The organism is Psychrobacter sp. JCM 18900, from assembly GCF_904846625.1.
In the GTDB taxonomy this organism is placed as follows: Bacteria; Pseudomonadota; Gammaproteobacteria; order Pseudomonadales; family Moraxellaceae; genus Psychrobacter.
This window is the reverse complement of record NZ_CAJHBL010000005.1, coordinates 231,902-245,668: the sequence shown is the minus strand read 5'-3', so window position 1 is coordinate 245,668 and position 13,767 is coordinate 231,902. Positions and strand designations below refer to the sequence as shown.

Annotated in this window: 16 protein-coding genes; 4 read left to right on the top strand and 12 right to left on the bottom strand. The window is 42.3% G+C overall.

Going from position 1 to position 13,767, the window contains the following annotated elements; genetic code table 11:
* Positions 1 to 125: 125 nt before the first annotated feature.
* Complete coding sequence (locus tag JMX96_RS11125) at positions 126 to 1,001, bottom strand: MBL fold metallo-hydrolase (RefSeq protein ID WP_201569064.1); 876 nt, start codon at positions 999 to 1,001, stop codon at positions 126 to 128.
* A gap of 147 nt (positions 1,002 to 1,148) precedes the next feature.
* Here JMX96_RS11125 and JMX96_RS11120 point away from each other — a divergent pair, with 147 nt between their 5' ends.
* On the top strand, positions 1,149 to 2,042 hold the full coding sequence (locus tag JMX96_RS11120) for a LysR family transcriptional regulator (protein ID WP_201569063.1): 894 nt from the start codon (positions 1,149 to 1,151) through the stop codon (positions 2,040 to 2,042).
* A 170-nt stretch (positions 2,043 to 2,212) separates the two neighbouring features.
* On the opposite strand, the gene JMX96_RS11115 is transcribed toward JMX96_RS11120, so the two are convergent.
* The 3 genes from JMX96_RS11115 to JMX96_RS11105 form a co-directional block, all read right to left on the bottom strand.
* Positions 2,213 to 2,602: an ester cyclase gene (locus tag JMX96_RS11115; protein ID WP_201569062.1), complete on the bottom strand. Its 390-nt coding sequence runs from the start codon at positions 2,600 to 2,602 to the stop codon at positions 2,213 to 2,215.
* A gap of 168 nt (positions 2,603 to 2,770) precedes the next feature.
* The gene (gene nfsB / locus JMX96_RS11110; protein ID WP_201569061.1) at positions 2,771 to 3,427 is read right to left on the bottom strand and encodes an oxygen-insensitive NAD(P)H nitroreductase; all 657 of its coding nucleotides are present in this window, start codon (positions 3,425 to 3,427) and stop codon (positions 2,771 to 2,773) included.
* 304 nt (positions 3,428 to 3,731) lie between these two features.
* On the bottom strand, positions 3,732 to 4,706 hold the full coding sequence (locus JMX96_RS11105; RefSeq protein WP_201569060.1) for a hypothetical protein: 975 nt from the start codon (positions 4,704 to 4,706) through the stop codon (positions 3,732 to 3,734).
* Positions 4,707 to 4,881: 175 nt separating this feature from the next.
* On the opposite strand from JMX96_RS11105, the gene JMX96_RS11100 reads away from it, so the two are divergent.
* Positions 4,882 to 5,796: a LysR family transcriptional regulator gene (locus tag JMX96_RS11100; protein ID WP_201569059.1), complete on the top strand. Its 915-nt coding sequence runs from the start codon at positions 4,882 to 4,884 to the stop codon at positions 5,794 to 5,796.
* 79 nt (positions 5,797 to 5,875) lie between these two features.
* Here JMX96_RS11100 and JMX96_RS11095 read toward each other — a convergent pair whose 3' ends face one another.
* The 6 genes from JMX96_RS11095 to pqqA form a co-directional block, all read right to left on the bottom strand.
* A complete protein-coding gene (locus tag JMX96_RS11095) occupies positions 5,876 to 6,931 on the bottom strand; it encodes a dipeptidase (RefSeq protein ID WP_201569058.1) in 1,056 nt (351 codons plus the stop codon).
* Entirely contained in the window at positions 6,928 to 8,100 is a 1,173-nt protein-coding gene (gene pqqE / locus JMX96_RS11090; protein ID WP_201569057.1) for a pyrroloquinoline quinone biosynthesis protein PqqE, read from the bottom strand. Before pqqE ends, JMX96_RS11095 begins: the two co-directional genes overlap by 4 nt.
* Positions 8,097 to 8,393, bottom strand: coding sequence for a pyrroloquinoline quinone biosynthesis peptide chaperone PqqD (gene pqqD, locus JMX96_RS11085; protein ID WP_201547112.1), 297 nt, complete (start codon positions 8,391 to 8,393; stop codon positions 8,097 to 8,099). Before pqqD ends, pqqE begins: the two co-directional genes overlap by 4 nt.
* Positions 8,390 to 9,148 carry a pyrroloquinoline-quinone synthase PqqC gene (gene pqqC / locus JMX96_RS11080; RefSeq protein ID WP_102078380.1) on the bottom strand — a complete coding sequence of 253 codons (759 nt, stop codon included), beginning with the start codon at positions 9,146 to 9,148 and terminating at the stop codon, positions 8,390 to 8,392. The genes pqqD and pqqC overlap by 4 nt, the downstream gene beginning before the upstream one ends.
* A 42-nt stretch (positions 9,149 to 9,190) precedes the next feature.
* On the bottom strand, positions 9,191 to 10,102 hold the full coding sequence (gene pqqB / locus JMX96_RS11075) for a pyrroloquinoline quinone biosynthesis protein PqqB (protein ID WP_201569056.1): 912 nt from the start codon (positions 10,100 to 10,102) through the stop codon (positions 9,191 to 9,193).
* Between the two features lie 71 nt (positions 10,103 to 10,173).
* On the bottom strand, positions 10,174 to 10,248 hold the full coding sequence (gene pqqA, locus JMX96_RS11070) for a pyrroloquinoline quinone precursor peptide PqqA (protein ID WP_082894360.1): 75 nt from the start codon (positions 10,246 to 10,248) through the stop codon (positions 10,174 to 10,176).
* Between the two features lie 364 nt (positions 10,249 to 10,612).
* On the opposite strand from pqqA, the gene JMX96_RS11065 reads away from it, so the two are divergent.
* Both JMX96_RS11065 and JMX96_RS11060 read left to right on the top strand, forming a co-directional pair.
* Positions 10,613 to 10,864 (top strand): hypothetical protein, encoded by a 252-nt coding sequence (locus JMX96_RS11065; RefSeq protein WP_201569055.1) that lies wholly within the window; start codon positions 10,613 to 10,615, stop codon positions 10,862 to 10,864.
* Positions 10,865 to 11,119: 255 nt separating this feature from the next.
* Positions 11,120 to 11,365 carry a hypothetical protein gene (locus tag JMX96_RS11060; RefSeq protein WP_201569054.1) on the top strand — a complete coding sequence of 82 codons (246 nt, stop codon included), beginning with the start codon at positions 11,120 to 11,122 and terminating at the stop codon, positions 11,363 to 11,365.
* A 164-nt stretch (positions 11,366 to 11,529) separates the two neighbouring features.
* Here JMX96_RS11060 and JMX96_RS11055 read toward each other — a convergent pair whose 3' ends face one another.
* Positions 11,530 to 12,426 (bottom strand): 3-hydroxyacyl-CoA dehydrogenase, encoded by an 897-nt coding sequence (locus tag JMX96_RS11055; RefSeq protein WP_201569053.1) that lies wholly within the window; start codon positions 12,424 to 12,426, stop codon positions 11,530 to 11,532.
* 353 nt (positions 12,427 to 12,779) lie between these two features.
* On the bottom strand, positions 12,780 to 13,685 hold the full coding sequence (locus JMX96_RS11050; protein ID WP_201569052.1) for a LysR family transcriptional regulator: 906 nt from the start codon (positions 13,683 to 13,685) through the stop codon (positions 12,780 to 12,782).
* Positions 13,686 to 13,767 lie beyond the last annotated feature (82 nt).

The window sequence follows — 13,767 nt, the reverse complement described above, 5'->3', positions numbered from 1 at the left end:
CTCATTTATCATTAAAAGTGCTAGCGTATGCTGATTGACCAAGCATTCATACGCCAGCATTTTGACACTCGTATTTCGCTAACAGACTTAGCAAAGTATAATTCTTTTTATCTAATAGTCCGTATTTACCACTTCATTTCACCTGTATTTACTTTACTGCCTATTTGTAAACTAGTATCCCCAGATAACGCGGGATAAGCTACTTCCATGGTAGAAATCACTTTTTCTGATTTCTTGGAGTCTTGCTTTTTTGCCTCATCCAGTGCTTTCTCAAAGGTTTTTAGATAACTGAGGGTAAAATCAACAGCATAGTCTTTTTTGAGTAGGTTGCCTGAATAGTGACCTGGTATCACAAGGTTTGGCTTTAATTGCTTCATGTGTTCCAATGATTGCATCCACTCGCTACGAGCTTCTTTAGTTTGGGTATCAGCAGTCCACACATGCATACCTGATGTTACTGACACACCGCCGAAAACGGTTTTTGACTCTGGTACCCACATATATGCTTGATGGGTTCCCATCTCTTTGATTTCGATTTTGTGACCTTCTAAGGTCAATGTGGACTGATCAAGTGTTTGCGGTACTGTGATCTTGGTAGGCGCATGTTTACCAAGGATTGGGCCCCAATGCTTTAATTTTGCATCTTTAGTCGCCTCAATGTGTTCAATAATAGAAGGGCTAGACATAACCTTCACATTAGGGAAGGCCTTGACTAAAGGCTGAAGACCGAAATAGTAATCTGGATCGCCTGCCGTGATATAAATCATTTTTAGGTCTTTATTGCTTTTTTTGATCATATCAACCAATGCCTCACCGTCTTTGACACTAAACTGTGCATCGAACAAGATAGCATCTTTCTGGCCACTTGCCAGCACAGAGGTCACTGGGAAAATAGCATTTTGATCAGGTCTATATGCTTGCAGTTGTAGATCGGCTGCGTTTACTTGGGTTGCAAGCAGTAGCACACTGGCCGCCATAGAAGCTGTCATTAATTTTTTCATAATTCACCTATATTTTCGTTTGAGTAAATAGACCACGTTAATGGTGGTATTCGTTGTTAGTGGCTATTCTATTCGATTGTATTTCGTTTAAATACGCTATAATTTGGCATTTACTGTTTCAGTTTTCGCGCAAATAAGGATGAAGAGATGGATAGGCTGACCGCGTTGCAGGTGTTTGTTACTATCGTTGAACAAGGTAGCTTGAGCCGTGCCGCGGACAATTTAGACATGTCTAGAGCTAAGGTAACGCGCTATCTGACAGAGCTTGAGAGCTGGATGGATGTGCGCTTATTACATCGCACGACTAGAAGTCTGAGCCTCACTGCACCTGGTGAGCAGACGCTTGAGGTAGCATATCAGTTGCTTGGATTGACTGACTCGTTGGATCAGATACGCAATCAAAACACTTTGGAGCTAAAAGGTCAGCTGCGAATCACTGCCGGCTTTTCGCTGATTGATAGCCTTTTGATGGATGTGGTTGGTCGCTTTGTTTCTCACTGGCCGCAAACAGCAATTGATATTCTTACCACTGATGATTCGGTCAATTTAGTTGATGCCCGTATTGACTTGGCGATTCGTATCACCAATGACTTGGAGCCAAATGTCGTTGCCAGACGTATCGGTGAGTGCCACTCTATCGTATGCGCTGCACCTGAATATTTACAAAGGCGTAGCAGACCTACAGACGTACAGTCGCTTGTACATCACAACTGTCTATCGTTTGCGTATTTTGGACGGTCGGCATGGGTGTTTGATGGGCCAAATGGTCCAGAGTCTGTTCCTATCTCTGGCAATATCAGCGCCAATATCTCTGAAGTCTTGCTCTCTGCCACGTTGCGCGGACACGGGATCAGCTTACAGCCATCTGGCGCAGTCAAATCTTTGATTGCATCTGGACAACTTATTGAGTTATTGCCTGAATGGAAACCCAAGACCTTGGGTGTTTATGTAGTTTATGCCAATCGAAAGCAGGTGACACCACTACAAAGAAAGTTTATTGATTTTCTTGCCGAAGAAATAAAGCGTTCGCCTTATTGGTAGCAAGAAACTCATAAACTAGGATATTAATAGATAGGAAATATCTTACGACGGCTCCAATGTTAACGTTAGCCAATAGGTCTCTATTACTACTATGATTAAGGATTAAAGGCGTAGATTATGCACAGTCTGATTACGCATAAAAGGGGTTGTCACCTCTCTATATATATGAACTAATACATGGTTTGATCATTAGCAGAATCTTTTGGTATTTGTTGGATAGAATCCCAATGCTCGACAATTTTCCCACTATCATCAAATCGAAAGAAATCCATCGTCACGAATTCATCGATGGTTTTATCTTCATTATGCCAGACTTGATGGGTATGCAATGAGACTAAGTCATCTTCAGCGATACAACGTACAAACTCAATTGACTTATTCGGATACTGTGCTTGCATCCGTTCAAAGTATTCAATAAATCCTGATTTACCATTGGCTACGGCGGGATTGTGTTGAATATAATCATCGCCCACATAATCAGCGACGGCTCTTTGTGGATTACCCTCGTAAGCGGTCTGATAGAACGCGATAGCATTCTTTTTATTGTTTGCCAAATTCATCGTCGGCTCCAGTTATTATTTATGTTTATTTTAAAAGCAACACAGTAAATTAATAAGAAATATTATCAAAAAACGTCAGAAAATCTATAGCAGAAACTCAAACGGCCAATAGCAACGTTAAAATTATGCTTATTGACCATTTGATAATGTTTAGACCCTAATGATTGCTTAAGCCTTAATAAAAATAGTTTCTTCACTCAAGCGTGATTTAGGTATTTTGGCATTAAAGTCATCATCGCTGCGGTAGCCAAACGATACCACTGCCACAGCAGAATATCCTTTGCTACGTAAGTCGAACTCCGTATCAAGCGCCTGTAAATCAACCCCTTCCATAGGGACGGTATCAATACCCAAAAGCGCGCTGCCCAATAGTACCCCGCCCATGTTGAGATATACCTGTTTGGCAAGCCAATGTGGCTCATCTTTGGTATCGAATCGATGCATATCTAAGAACAATTGGCGACCTTGATGCATCTGTGCTTTGAGTTCTGACTGCGCATAGCGACCATCTTGATCTTCTTTTTCTAACACCGCCTGCATGTATTCATCGTCGGCATGAATACGAGTACAGAAAACCACCACGTGTGAGGCATCTAGGACTTTAGGTGTATTAAAATGAAAGGCGCCTTGCGTGCTTTTGGCAATGCGTGCTTTGCCTGCGTCATCATCTGCAATGACAAAGCTCCATGGTTGAATATTGGTGCTTGATGGACTCATTTGTAGCATGTCTTTGATCTGCACAAAATCTTCAGCAGATATCTTTTTATTGGCATCAAATACTTTGGTACTGTAACGCCAGTTTAGCGCTTCATTAATGGTTTTCATGATTGTCCTTAAGTAAAGTAAGTTTCATTTTTTTAGTCAGCTGGTAATACAAACGGATTTAACAAACGGTGCCACTCAATCCTTATTCGTGCATAGATAAGTTGAATGATTAGCCCGTCCTAGCGATGACTCATAATAGTAAAGTTCATACATTAGAACCACTAGCTACAAGAGAAAACACTTTCAATATTATTTTGAGAATATGGCGTTTCTAATCTGTTTAAAGGTTATTTATTAGCTATATTAGGACGTATAATGAAGGTACTTTATCAATTGATAAATCCATTAAACGCATAAGCTCATCTTAAAACGGCGCGAAATTATCAGGCTGACTGTGCGTAGCAGTCCAACGTTGATTGGCATCAATATGACTATTAAGCCCAACTCCTCGTGGTACTTGCATATTATCGCCATACAGCCAAAGCACCATATTGGTACGTTTGCCACTAGTGATTGGATGTGCGGCGTGTGGCACCGAGCCTCTATGAATAATCGCCATGCCAGGTTTAAAAATGGCACGTTTGGTTTGCCCTAAATGGCGATCGACAAAGTCAACTTCTGATCCAGTAAAGTCTTCGCCTGGCAGATTTAGGTTAATATTCATAGTCACCGCTGAAGCATCGGTATGAAGTTGTAGCGATGTGTCGCCTGTCGGCTGGTATTGAATCGAGAACCCAAAGGTCTGAGTGTCATAGCCATAAACATTGGCAAATAATAACCGAGCGATAGGGCGCATATATTGATTCATGACTCTATGATAAAACGCCTGAAAATTAGGGGTGGCCAGATAGCCTAGCGAGCGCGCATCTAGCATGGCCCCATTACTGTTCAATGCGATACCGTAAGGAGGACGTACAGGAATGTTAGCGTCTGCGATTGCTTGCAGATAACGGCGCAGTGTTGATAGTTGTGCTGGGTCAAAGAATTGCCCCTGATATACGTCAGGTAGTATCTCTTGCCATAAATTTTTAACAGCCGTCTCCGTAGAAGGAGTGCGCCATGCTTGCGTCACTGCATCACGTAAAGTTGGATCAAATAATGCATCATCGAGTACAGGCAAGTCATGCTCAGTGGTTTCCCACTCTGCCCATGCTTGCTCTAGTAACTGGCTGTTTTGATGCCAAAAATGCTCTACCGATGGTGCACGTCTAAGCATGTCTGATTTTGAAGGTAGTGGTAAGTTGCGTGCTTGCTGTAGTGCGCTTTGTTGATTATCTCCATCATGGTGGCTATGGTGTTGAGTATCCTGTGTGCTCGTAGGCCGTATTATAGTATCCATCGTGTATCTCCAAATGTGTGAGTAAATCTTATAGGTGCATGCTACTATAATTAATGATTTTGATAATCAGCAGGTTTAGAGAAACAGTTTCAATAATTTTTATATAATAATGAGGCTAGCAGCAGCAAGCGATGGTTGTTGCTAAGTTAGACGTTAATTGAACGAAGGCATGACGATGAAAAATTTGCAGGATCTACGTATTTTTATTGAGACCGCTCGCTTGGGTAGCCTATCTGCCTGTGCTCGGCACTTAGATCTATCGCCTGCCGTTGTGAGTGCAGCGGTCAAGCGATTAGAAGCGGAAATTGAGACGGTGTTGTTTGTTCGCTCTACTCGTAGGCTGCGTTTAACTAGCAAGGGTGAACAATATTTAAAGCATTGCCGAGATGCGGTGGCTATCTTAGACAATGCTTATGCAGGACTACATGACAATGATGCTGAGCTGACGGGTACAATTCGGCTGTCGGCATCATCAGATTTGGGTCGAAACCTAATTTTGCCTTGGTTGGACGATTTTATAGACATTCACCCAAAAGTGACGGTGCAGCTACATATGTCTGACAGCTATGTGGACTTGTACGGTCAGCAGATTGATTTGGCACTACGTTACGGCGCACCCAAAGACTCATCACTGGTCGCATTACCCATAGTGTTGAATAATCGTCCTATATTATGTGCGTCAAAGGAGTATTTGAGCAAAATTGATAAGGATATTAGTATCCCAAAAATGCCGGAAGATTTATCGCAGCATAATTGCTTACGTTTGGGTCATGATGAAAAGTATTTGAGCGAGTGGACTTTTGAGAAAGCTGGAAAGACTAAACGTGTGGCCGTGGATGGCAATCGCAGAAGTAAAGACGGTGACGTTGTACGCCGCTGGGCAGTCGCGGGTAAAGGCATCGCATTAAAGTCTCAGTTAGATATCGCCGGCGATTTAAAGGCAGGGAGACTGGTTGAGGTAGAGTTGGACGGCTGGCAAGTGGCCAACTATCCACTATATTTGATTTGTCCAGAACGGCGCTTAATCGATCCACTGTTTAATGCGGTCAAAGAATACTTGATTGAACGGGTAGAGCAGGTGTTAAGGTAAAACAAAAATTAATGGTTACCCTATTTAATCAGACGAGCAAAACAACAGTCACTAGACAGTAATTGCTTGATTATTATGACTATTGCCATACCTTATCAAGCACCGTAAACCAGTTTTTTGACGTTACCTTTTCAATAAGTTGATCAGAGAAATGGCGTTGCTGCATTCGCTCAATCAACATAGAGATTTGACTGATATCAGATAACTCATCAGGTAGTAGGCAACCATCGAAATCAGAACCAAACCCAACGTGATCTTCGCCTAGATGGTCGATCAGATAATCGAGATGGTCGACAATCACATCAAGTGAGGTTTGCGTATTACGTTGCCCATCTGCACGAAGGAACGCCACATCGAAATTCACCCCAACCAAACCATCGCTTTGTTTAATAGCAGCCAGCTGCTGATCGGTTAAGTTCCGTGCTTGCTGACAGAGAGCATGCGAATTGGAGTGTGTCGCAACAATAGGCTGGCAGGCAATCTCTATCGTATCCCAAAAAGCGCGTTCATTCATATGCGACACATCGATCAGCATATGCTTTTCACTGCATTTAAGAATGAGGTCTTTGCCTTGAGCGGTCAGACCAGATCCTGTATCTGGAGAGTGCGGAAAGGAGGCATTCAAGCCATCACCGAAGAGACTCTTTCTATTCCATAGTGGGCCAATGCTTCTGAGGCCTGCCTCATAAAAAACATCCAGCAGGTCAGGCTGTATGGCTAAAAACTCAGCACCTTCCAAATGCAATACAATGGCCAGTTGCTTATTCTGCTGACAGGCCTGAATTTGTTCTAACGAGGTGCAAATCTGAATCTGACCGTCAGATCTTGCCTCTAGTTGCTGAGCCAGTTTCAATTGCTCACAGCAGATATCGACGATTTCTTGTGGAGTAAAATCTGAATGTGATGGGTTGGCTAATTTGTCAGGATGGTTGTTTTTCACATAAGCATAGGGTGGTAAAAATATAGAAAATAATCCGCCCATCCAATTCGCTTCTTGGCAGCGTTGTAAATCCAAATGTCCCGGTAACGTACCATAAATGAAATCATGTACCGGATCGGCAGCTGAACTTAGCCAAAGGCGAGTCAATAGATCGTTATGTCCATCAAATATCACAGGCTTAGTATTAGCATTCATATTTCACCTGTCACCATACGAGTAGGAATCAGTTTGTCTTTATTCAGCTGTTTATTGCTCAGTGACTTAGAATTTTTTGGATTGCGAAAGCGCAGTTCTTCAAAAGGTACAGGCGTCTCGCTGTTGATACGTGCCTCCTCAATCAGGTAGTGATAAGGCGATTTGCCACAGACAGGATCGGCGTTTTTGGCATCCCCAGTTAGCATAAACGCTTGGCAACGGCAGCCGCCATAATCGCGCTCTTTATCTGGGCAGCTTTGGCACATATCGGGCATCCAATCGTCACCGCGAAACTGATTGAAGCTCGCAGATTCATACCAAATATCCGACAGTGGTGTATGTCGTACATTAGGAAACTGTATTGGCATCTGTCTTGCAGCATGGCAAGGCAGGGCTGTACCGTCTGGTGCCACTGTTAAGAAAATCTTGCCCCAGCCATCCATACAGGGCTTTGGACGTTCTTCATAATAATCAGGCACCACAAAAATAAGTTTGCACTTGATACCACGTTCTTCAATCTGCTTACGGTATTCATTGGTAATGCGTTCAGCTCGGACCACTTGCGCTTTGGTTGGTAGTAAACCCTCTATGTTCTCAAACGCCCAACCATAAAACTGACAAATAGCCAGCTCGACCGTGTCGGCTTCAAGCTCTAAGCAGAGGTCAATAATCTGGTCAATCTGATCGATGTTTTGCCGATGAATGACAAAGTTAAGTACCATCGGGTAGTCGTACTGTTTGACCAGACGTGACATCTCATACTTTTGCTCAAAGGCATGTTTTGAACCTGCCAAGGCATTGTTGACCGTTGGATCACTGGCTTGAAAGCTAATTTGAATATGCTGAAGACCTGCTTCTTTTAAACGCGCAATCCGAGCTTCAGTCAATCCCATACCCGACGTGATTAAATTGGTATAAAAGCCTTGATTGTGCGCATAAGCGACCAGTTCTTCTAGGTCTTGACGAACCAGTGGTTCACCGCCAGAAAAACCAAGCTGCACCGCGCCCATTTGCCGCGCCTGATCAAATACATCAAACCATTCTTGCGTCGTTAGCTCCTCTTTATACTGAGCATAATCAATGGGGTTTGAGCAGTAAGGGCATTGTAAGGGGCAGCGATAGGTCAGCTCAGCAAGCAGCCATAGCGGTAGCCCGACTGGCACAGTCATACTAAATCAATCCAATGTTCACGCTGGGCGACCAGCATATATTCGATGATGTCTTGCTCGATTTCGGGAATATCGCCAAACATAGCTTGCACCTTTTGGATAATATCAGCAATGGACGCTTGACCATCAATATGTTGCCCAATGATGCTGGCACTGTCATTGAGCTTAATCATACCCTCAGGGTACAGTAAGACATACGCGTTTTGCGCAGGCTCAAACTGAAAACGATAACCGTGACGCCATACCGGTACGATGGATTGATCCAGCTTAGGTAAACTAGCAGGTATACTCATTTGAACAATCCTTTATGCCAGACATTGTCAGTGGTAACGCTTTGATAAGGGGCTTGATTATGCACATAGGCCAAGCTTAAGGCATCCAAGATCGTCCATAAGATATCGAGCTTAAACTGTAGGATCTCTAGCATACGCTCTTGTTGCTCGGCCGTTTTGAATGAGTCGAGTGTGATGGTCAGACCATGCTCAACATCGCGGCGCGCTTGACTCAAGCGTGAGCGGAAATAGGTATAGCCTTGCTCTTTTATCCAAGGGTAGTGCTTGGGCCAGGACTCTAAACGCGACTGGTGAATCTGCGGGGCAAACAACTCTGTAAGTGAGCTACTCGCCGCTTCTCGCCATGAGGTACGCCGTGCAAAGTTCACATAAGCATCGACGGCAAAACGTACACCTGGTAGGACTAGCTCTTCAGAGATCACCTGCTCACGGGTCAAACCAACCGCTTCTGCCAGACCGAGCCACGCTTCGCGACCACCCCCATCAGGATAGACGCCATCTTGATCAATCATGCGCTGGATCCACTCTTGACGCACGCGTTGATCAGGACAGTTTGCCATAATGGCCGCGTCTTTCAATGGGATATTGATCTGATAATAAAATCGATTAGCGACCCACGCTTGGATTTGCTGCTGGGTCGCTTTGCCTTCATGCATCATGATATGAAAAGGATGGTAAATATGATAATACTGACCCTTAGCCATAATCGCTTGTTCAAACGCTTCTGGGCTTAGCGCTGTGTTTTCTTCTTGCATTGTTCTCACCTTACGATTGCTATCTTTGCCTTACCGTTTGTCTTAAAGCTCAATCTGCATACCATCAAATGCTACTTCAACACCATGTTGTTTTAATGTCGCAGCCTGTTCAGACTGTTCATTCAATATCGGGTTGGTGTTATTGATATGGATCAGCACCTTACGAGCATTATCGAGCTGATCTAGATAATGCAGCGAGCCATCTTCACCACTAATATGTAAATGCCCCATGTCTTGGCCGGTCTTCGTACCGACGCCGCATTCTTGCATTTCATTGTCAGTCCAGAGCGTACCGTCAATCATTACGCAATCAGAGCTTTTCATAATCTGCATCACTTGCTCGTCAATTTTACCGAGACCTGGCGCATAAAAGAGTTGTTTTTGTGTTTTTAAGTCTTTTACAATCAGGGCAATATTGTCGCCATCATGCGGGTCGTTGCGGTGCGGAGAGTAGGGCGGTGCAGAGCTTCTAATCACTAAAGGCGTCAATTCTAAATTGTCAAATCCTTCAATCTTAAACGTCTTTTCTGGATCAATTTGATTATATTGCAAGCCGCCATTCCAGTGCTTCAACATGTTAAAGAGAGGAAATCCTGTTGTTAGATCTTGATAGACCATGTCAGTACACCAAACAGGAATTGGACAACCTTCACGCAGGGTCAATAGCCCCGTCGTATGGTCAAGTTGACTGTCCATTAAGACTACATTGGTGATACCTGTATCTCTCAATTGACGTGCTGGCTGTGCCGCCTTGAACTCAAATAATTGTTGGCGGATATCAGGGGATGCGTTGAATAAGATCCAATCCACACCATTTTCTGATATGGCTATCGAAGATTGGGTGCGGGTTTTTGCCTGAATCGTGCCTTGACGCACACCGTGGCAATTATCGCAGTTACAGTTCCACTGCGGGAAACCGCCACCAGCAGCTGAGCCTAAAACGTGAATATACATAAATCAATATTTCCAAAAAAATAAAAGCCCTAATCATCTAGGGCTTTTAATGGATTGAGTGCTAATGAGTTTTAGCGTGCTTCGAAATACATAGTCACTTCGAAACCGATACGAATGTCTTGAAAAGCTGGTTTGGTCCACTGCATGGGATTACTCCGGAACGATCTTACTATTTAAGAAGTAAGATTAATAAAGTGAATGAGTGATAAAGGGTAGTATAAGCTGCCCCCCGCTGTCAATTTCTTAGATGTTAGTAAAGCGTTAACGAGCATCGATTAAGCAGTCTTTTATAGCACAAATGAAAGCCTATTTATCATACCGAAAAGACAGTATATCGAGCATAAGATGAAAAATATCTTTGAATAGTTTGAGTATAAATTATAACTATAAAAAATCTGCTCGAAGTGAGTTAAGCGTATTTCGAGAACTTATGAGTTATACAGATATATTGCAAAAACCGAATTTATCTATAAAGTAATAGATTAACTTGATAGATACTGGAGCCTGAAGATGATTGCTGAATTACAAGGCAGTGAGTTAACCAAAGCAATCTTGGAAAATGTCAGCAACTATGTATGGTGTGCTGTCAGCAACGTTAGTGATGATTATGCTGTAGCAACCATAGATAATGGTTACTACGAATTATTGGTTCCTATTGTAGCCTTTAATAATGACCAGTTCGTTTGTGATAAAGGTGATCTATGGGAGTACGCTGTCTCAGTAAAGAGAGTGGCACTTACTCATGATGATGTAGGGCTATAACTCATTATCAATATAATGACTGTTACGTTCTACATACAGATTAGTTTTACAGCCTATGCATGAAAATCTACCATCTGTCTACAACTTCTTGTTCTAGCTGACAATACATCTGTACTATCTATTTATAAGCTCATCTGTCTAACCACCAATATTCTGCAACGATAGATAAAACAGGTTCGAAGATGATCAAGTGATTGCTGTTATAAAACCGCTTGTTTAGCTTACTAATCATTGTCATTGAATAGGAGTAACAACATGGATACGGTAATTGTTGGAAGCGAACTAACTCGTTCAATGCTTGAGGACGGTCATAAAAATATATGGTGTGCTGTAAGTGATGAGAGTGATGAGAATGCTCTAGAAGATCAGGTAGGTAATGACTTCACATCTCGCATTGTGGCTTTTGAAGATGGCCAGTTCTATTGTACGGGCGGTATGCCTTGGAAGTATGCAGTGCCAATTGAGATAGTGGCATTGACGAAATATGACTTTTCTCTTTAGTGAACAACATAACTTAGATAGGTTTGAATAGTTATCGCCGAAAGTAAATCCTAATATTAAGATATTTAGTTAAATAAAATGCGCGACTGACAAGGCCATTCAAGCGATGCAATATAAAGCTTGAATGGCCTTTTGTGTTTTAGAGCCAGTTTGAAAGCTATCTATTATTTTAAAAATTCAGGTTGCATAAAGGCTGGGTTTGGATAAGTGTAGAAACCTTCACCAGTCGCGAATCCTAGTTTGTTTTGATCGATTAATTGCTCTTTTAAATATTGAGCAGCCTTGAACCTCACAGGATTTTGAGTTTTTTCAGCAGATAGTTTTGTGATGTTGTATGCAGTGTTGATACCGATAGTGTCCAATATGGCAAAGGGACCTGACGGCGCGCCAGTTACTATCATCCACGTTTTATCTATCGTATGTGGATCGGCAACCTCTTTTGCAACCAATTGCAAAGCTGCATCTATAAAAGGCGCTAACAAACTGTTCATGATATAGCCGGGTTGCTCCTTATCCAGCGGCATTGCCACCATACCGATGGCAGTAGCAAAAGCAACAACCTCATCAAATACTTTAGGATCTGTGCCAGGATGCCCCATGATTTCGGCGACATTATGCATCCAAATTTTATTGGCAAAGTGTAGCGCTAAAAACTGCGCAGGTCGTCCCGTTGACTCTGCAAACTGACTAGGAAGTAAGGTAGAGGTATTGGTGGCAAAGATGGTTTTCTCTGGCGCTAGTTTGGCAAGTTTTTCATAAAATTCGATTTTAATTTCAGGAATTTCGGGTATGGCTTCAATCATTAGGTCAGCATCTTTGACCGCTTCTGCTAAATCTGAGGTATAGCTTAGATTATCAAAAGCCTTATCCAACTGCTCTTGAGTTGCCCTCAGATCCTTTCTAAAAGCCTTGCACATCAATTGAAATTTTGACTTTGCTTTTTCTAAAACCTCATCATTGATGTCATAGACACTGACATTAAAACCATGAAATGCGGCCTGAAAAGCAATTTGATAGCCTAGGATGCCGCTTCCAGCGACAGTTACATTTTTATACGTCATTGTATTTATTTCCTAATAGTAGTGGATATAAGCCGCTAGATAAATGTCTAGAACTCATAGATCTATTATTAGATGGTTTTACCTTATTATTCAACCTTCATTTTTATAAAAACATTAAAGAAAACCCAAAAATATCGCTATGCAAGTATCAAATAATTTCATACTACTTGACTTATTATATTATTAAATAATTCAATAACTTGCTGACTGTATTGCTAGCTTCATACCTAATGATTTTATGATAACTGAAGGCTAATTTAATATCATAACGACATTTTTAATGACTGCTGATGTCAAAATTCTATCGACGTGAAGAATGACATAAGCAGTGATGTAATAGTACTCAACAGACTCTAGGGCGTTCTAAAAATATCAGTAGACGCGACAATCTGTTCCCTAAACCACTGATGCTTAGGGTCTTTTTGATATTTTTTGTGCCACAGCATCCGCATGGTAATCGGTGTGGGTTGATAAGGTAATGCCACGCTGTCTAAATGCTCAAATCCCAACGTATTCAATTTACTGGGGACAATCGCCATTAACTCTGACCCTTTAATGAACGTTGCCATCGTCGCAAAGCTATTGGTGCGTATGATGGTATTGGCATCTATCGCTTGGATAATGCGTTTATCCGTTTGACTAGCAGACGCGCCTTTGGTAAAGCTTAGCCCCACGTAGCGAGCGTTATCAAAATCTTGCTCGGTTACTGGAGGTGAGCGGTACGCAGGATCGTAATAGCACCGTGCCACGTCGTCAAATAAGCGTACGCTCATAATGTCATTGTGATCAGGGGCAAAGGGGGAAAACGCCACATCAACATTATGTTGCCGAAGTTGCTCAATATTAGGCTTGCGAGAAGGCAATATATTCAAGCGAAATGAGGCCACTTGTGCGCTAATTTGTTGCATTGCCTGTGTTAAAAATACACCCACCTGATAATCATTTGCCAAAATCGTGTAATCAAAATGAGCCAGATTTGGCTCAAACTCTTGGGTCTGCGTTAACTCATCTAGTCGAACTAATAACGGCTTAATTTCTTGATATAAATATTCACTTTTTTGGGTCGGCATCACGCTTCTACCTGAACGCACAAACAACTCATCGTCAAATATTAGCCTTAGTTTTTGCAAACTATGGCTAATGGTCGATTGTGTCAGATCCAGTTGTTCGGCAGTTTTAGTCACTGTGCCGACCTCGTGCAAGGTGGTGAATACCAACAAGTGCTGTCCACTTAACGCTAAATAATCGAAATCTTTCATAATAAGTATAAACAAACCTCTGTTTTTATTCATGAGTTGGTAGCATATGATGGTTGTCATCGGGTTGCAAGAATTTAATATT

What these genes read in the sequence shown, in the direction of transcription:
- JMX96_RS11125 (WP_201569064.1), bottom strand. Translation starts at nt 1,001, where the DNA reads ATGAAAAAATTAATGACAGCTTCTATGGCGGCCAGTGTGCTACTGCTT.
- JMX96_RS11120 (WP_201569063.1), top strand. Translation starts at nt 1,149, where the DNA reads ATGGATAGGCTGACCGCGTTGCAGGTGTTTGTTACTATCGTTGAACAA.
- JMX96_RS11115 (WP_201569062.1), bottom strand. Translation starts at nt 2,602, where the DNA reads ATGAATTTGGCAAACAATAAAAAGAATGCTATCGCGTTCTATCAGACC.
- nfsB (WP_201569061.1), bottom strand. Translation starts at nt 3,427, where the DNA reads ATGAAAACCATTAATGAAGCGCTAAACTGGCGTTACAGTACCAAAGTA.
- JMX96_RS11105 (WP_201569060.1), bottom strand. Translation starts at nt 4,706, where the DNA reads ATGGATACTATAATACGGCCTACGAGCACACAGGATACTCAACACCAT.
- JMX96_RS11100 (WP_201569059.1), top strand. Translation starts at nt 4,882, where the DNA reads ATGAAAAATTTGCAGGATCTACGTATTTTTATTGAGACCGCTCGCTTG.
- JMX96_RS11095 (WP_201569058.1), bottom strand. Translation starts at nt 6,931, where the DNA reads ATGAATGCTAATACTAAGCCTGTGATATTTGATGGACATAACGATCTA.
- pqqE (WP_201569057.1), bottom strand. Translation starts at nt 8,100, where the DNA reads ATGACTGTGCCAGTCGGGCTACCGCTATGGCTGCTTGCTGAGCTGACC.
- pqqD (WP_201547112.1), bottom strand. Translation starts at nt 8,393, where the DNA reads ATGAGTATACCTGCTAGTTTACCTAAGCTGGATCAATCCATCGTACCG.
- pqqC (WP_102078380.1), bottom strand. Translation starts at nt 9,148, where the DNA reads ATGCAAGAAGAAAACACAGCGCTAAGCCCAGAAGCGTTTGAACAAGCG.
- pqqB (WP_201569056.1), bottom strand. Translation starts at nt 10,102, where the DNA reads ATGTATATTCACGTTTTAGGCTCAGCTGCTGGTGGCGGTTTCCCGCAG.
- JMX96_RS11065 (WP_201569055.1), top strand. Translation starts at nt 10,613, where the DNA reads ATGATTGCTGAATTACAAGGCAGTGAGTTAACCAAAGCAATCTTGGAA.
- JMX96_RS11060 (WP_201569054.1), top strand. Translation starts at nt 11,120, where the DNA reads ATGGATACGGTAATTGTTGGAAGCGAACTAACTCGTTCAATGCTTGAG.
- JMX96_RS11055 (WP_201569053.1), bottom strand. Translation starts at nt 12,426, where the DNA reads ATGACGTATAAAAATGTAACTGTCGCTGGAAGCGGCATCCTAGGCTAT.
- JMX96_RS11050 (WP_201569052.1), bottom strand. Translation starts at nt 13,685, where the DNA reads ATGAAAGATTTCGATTATTTAGCGTTAAGTGGACAGCACTTGTTGGTA.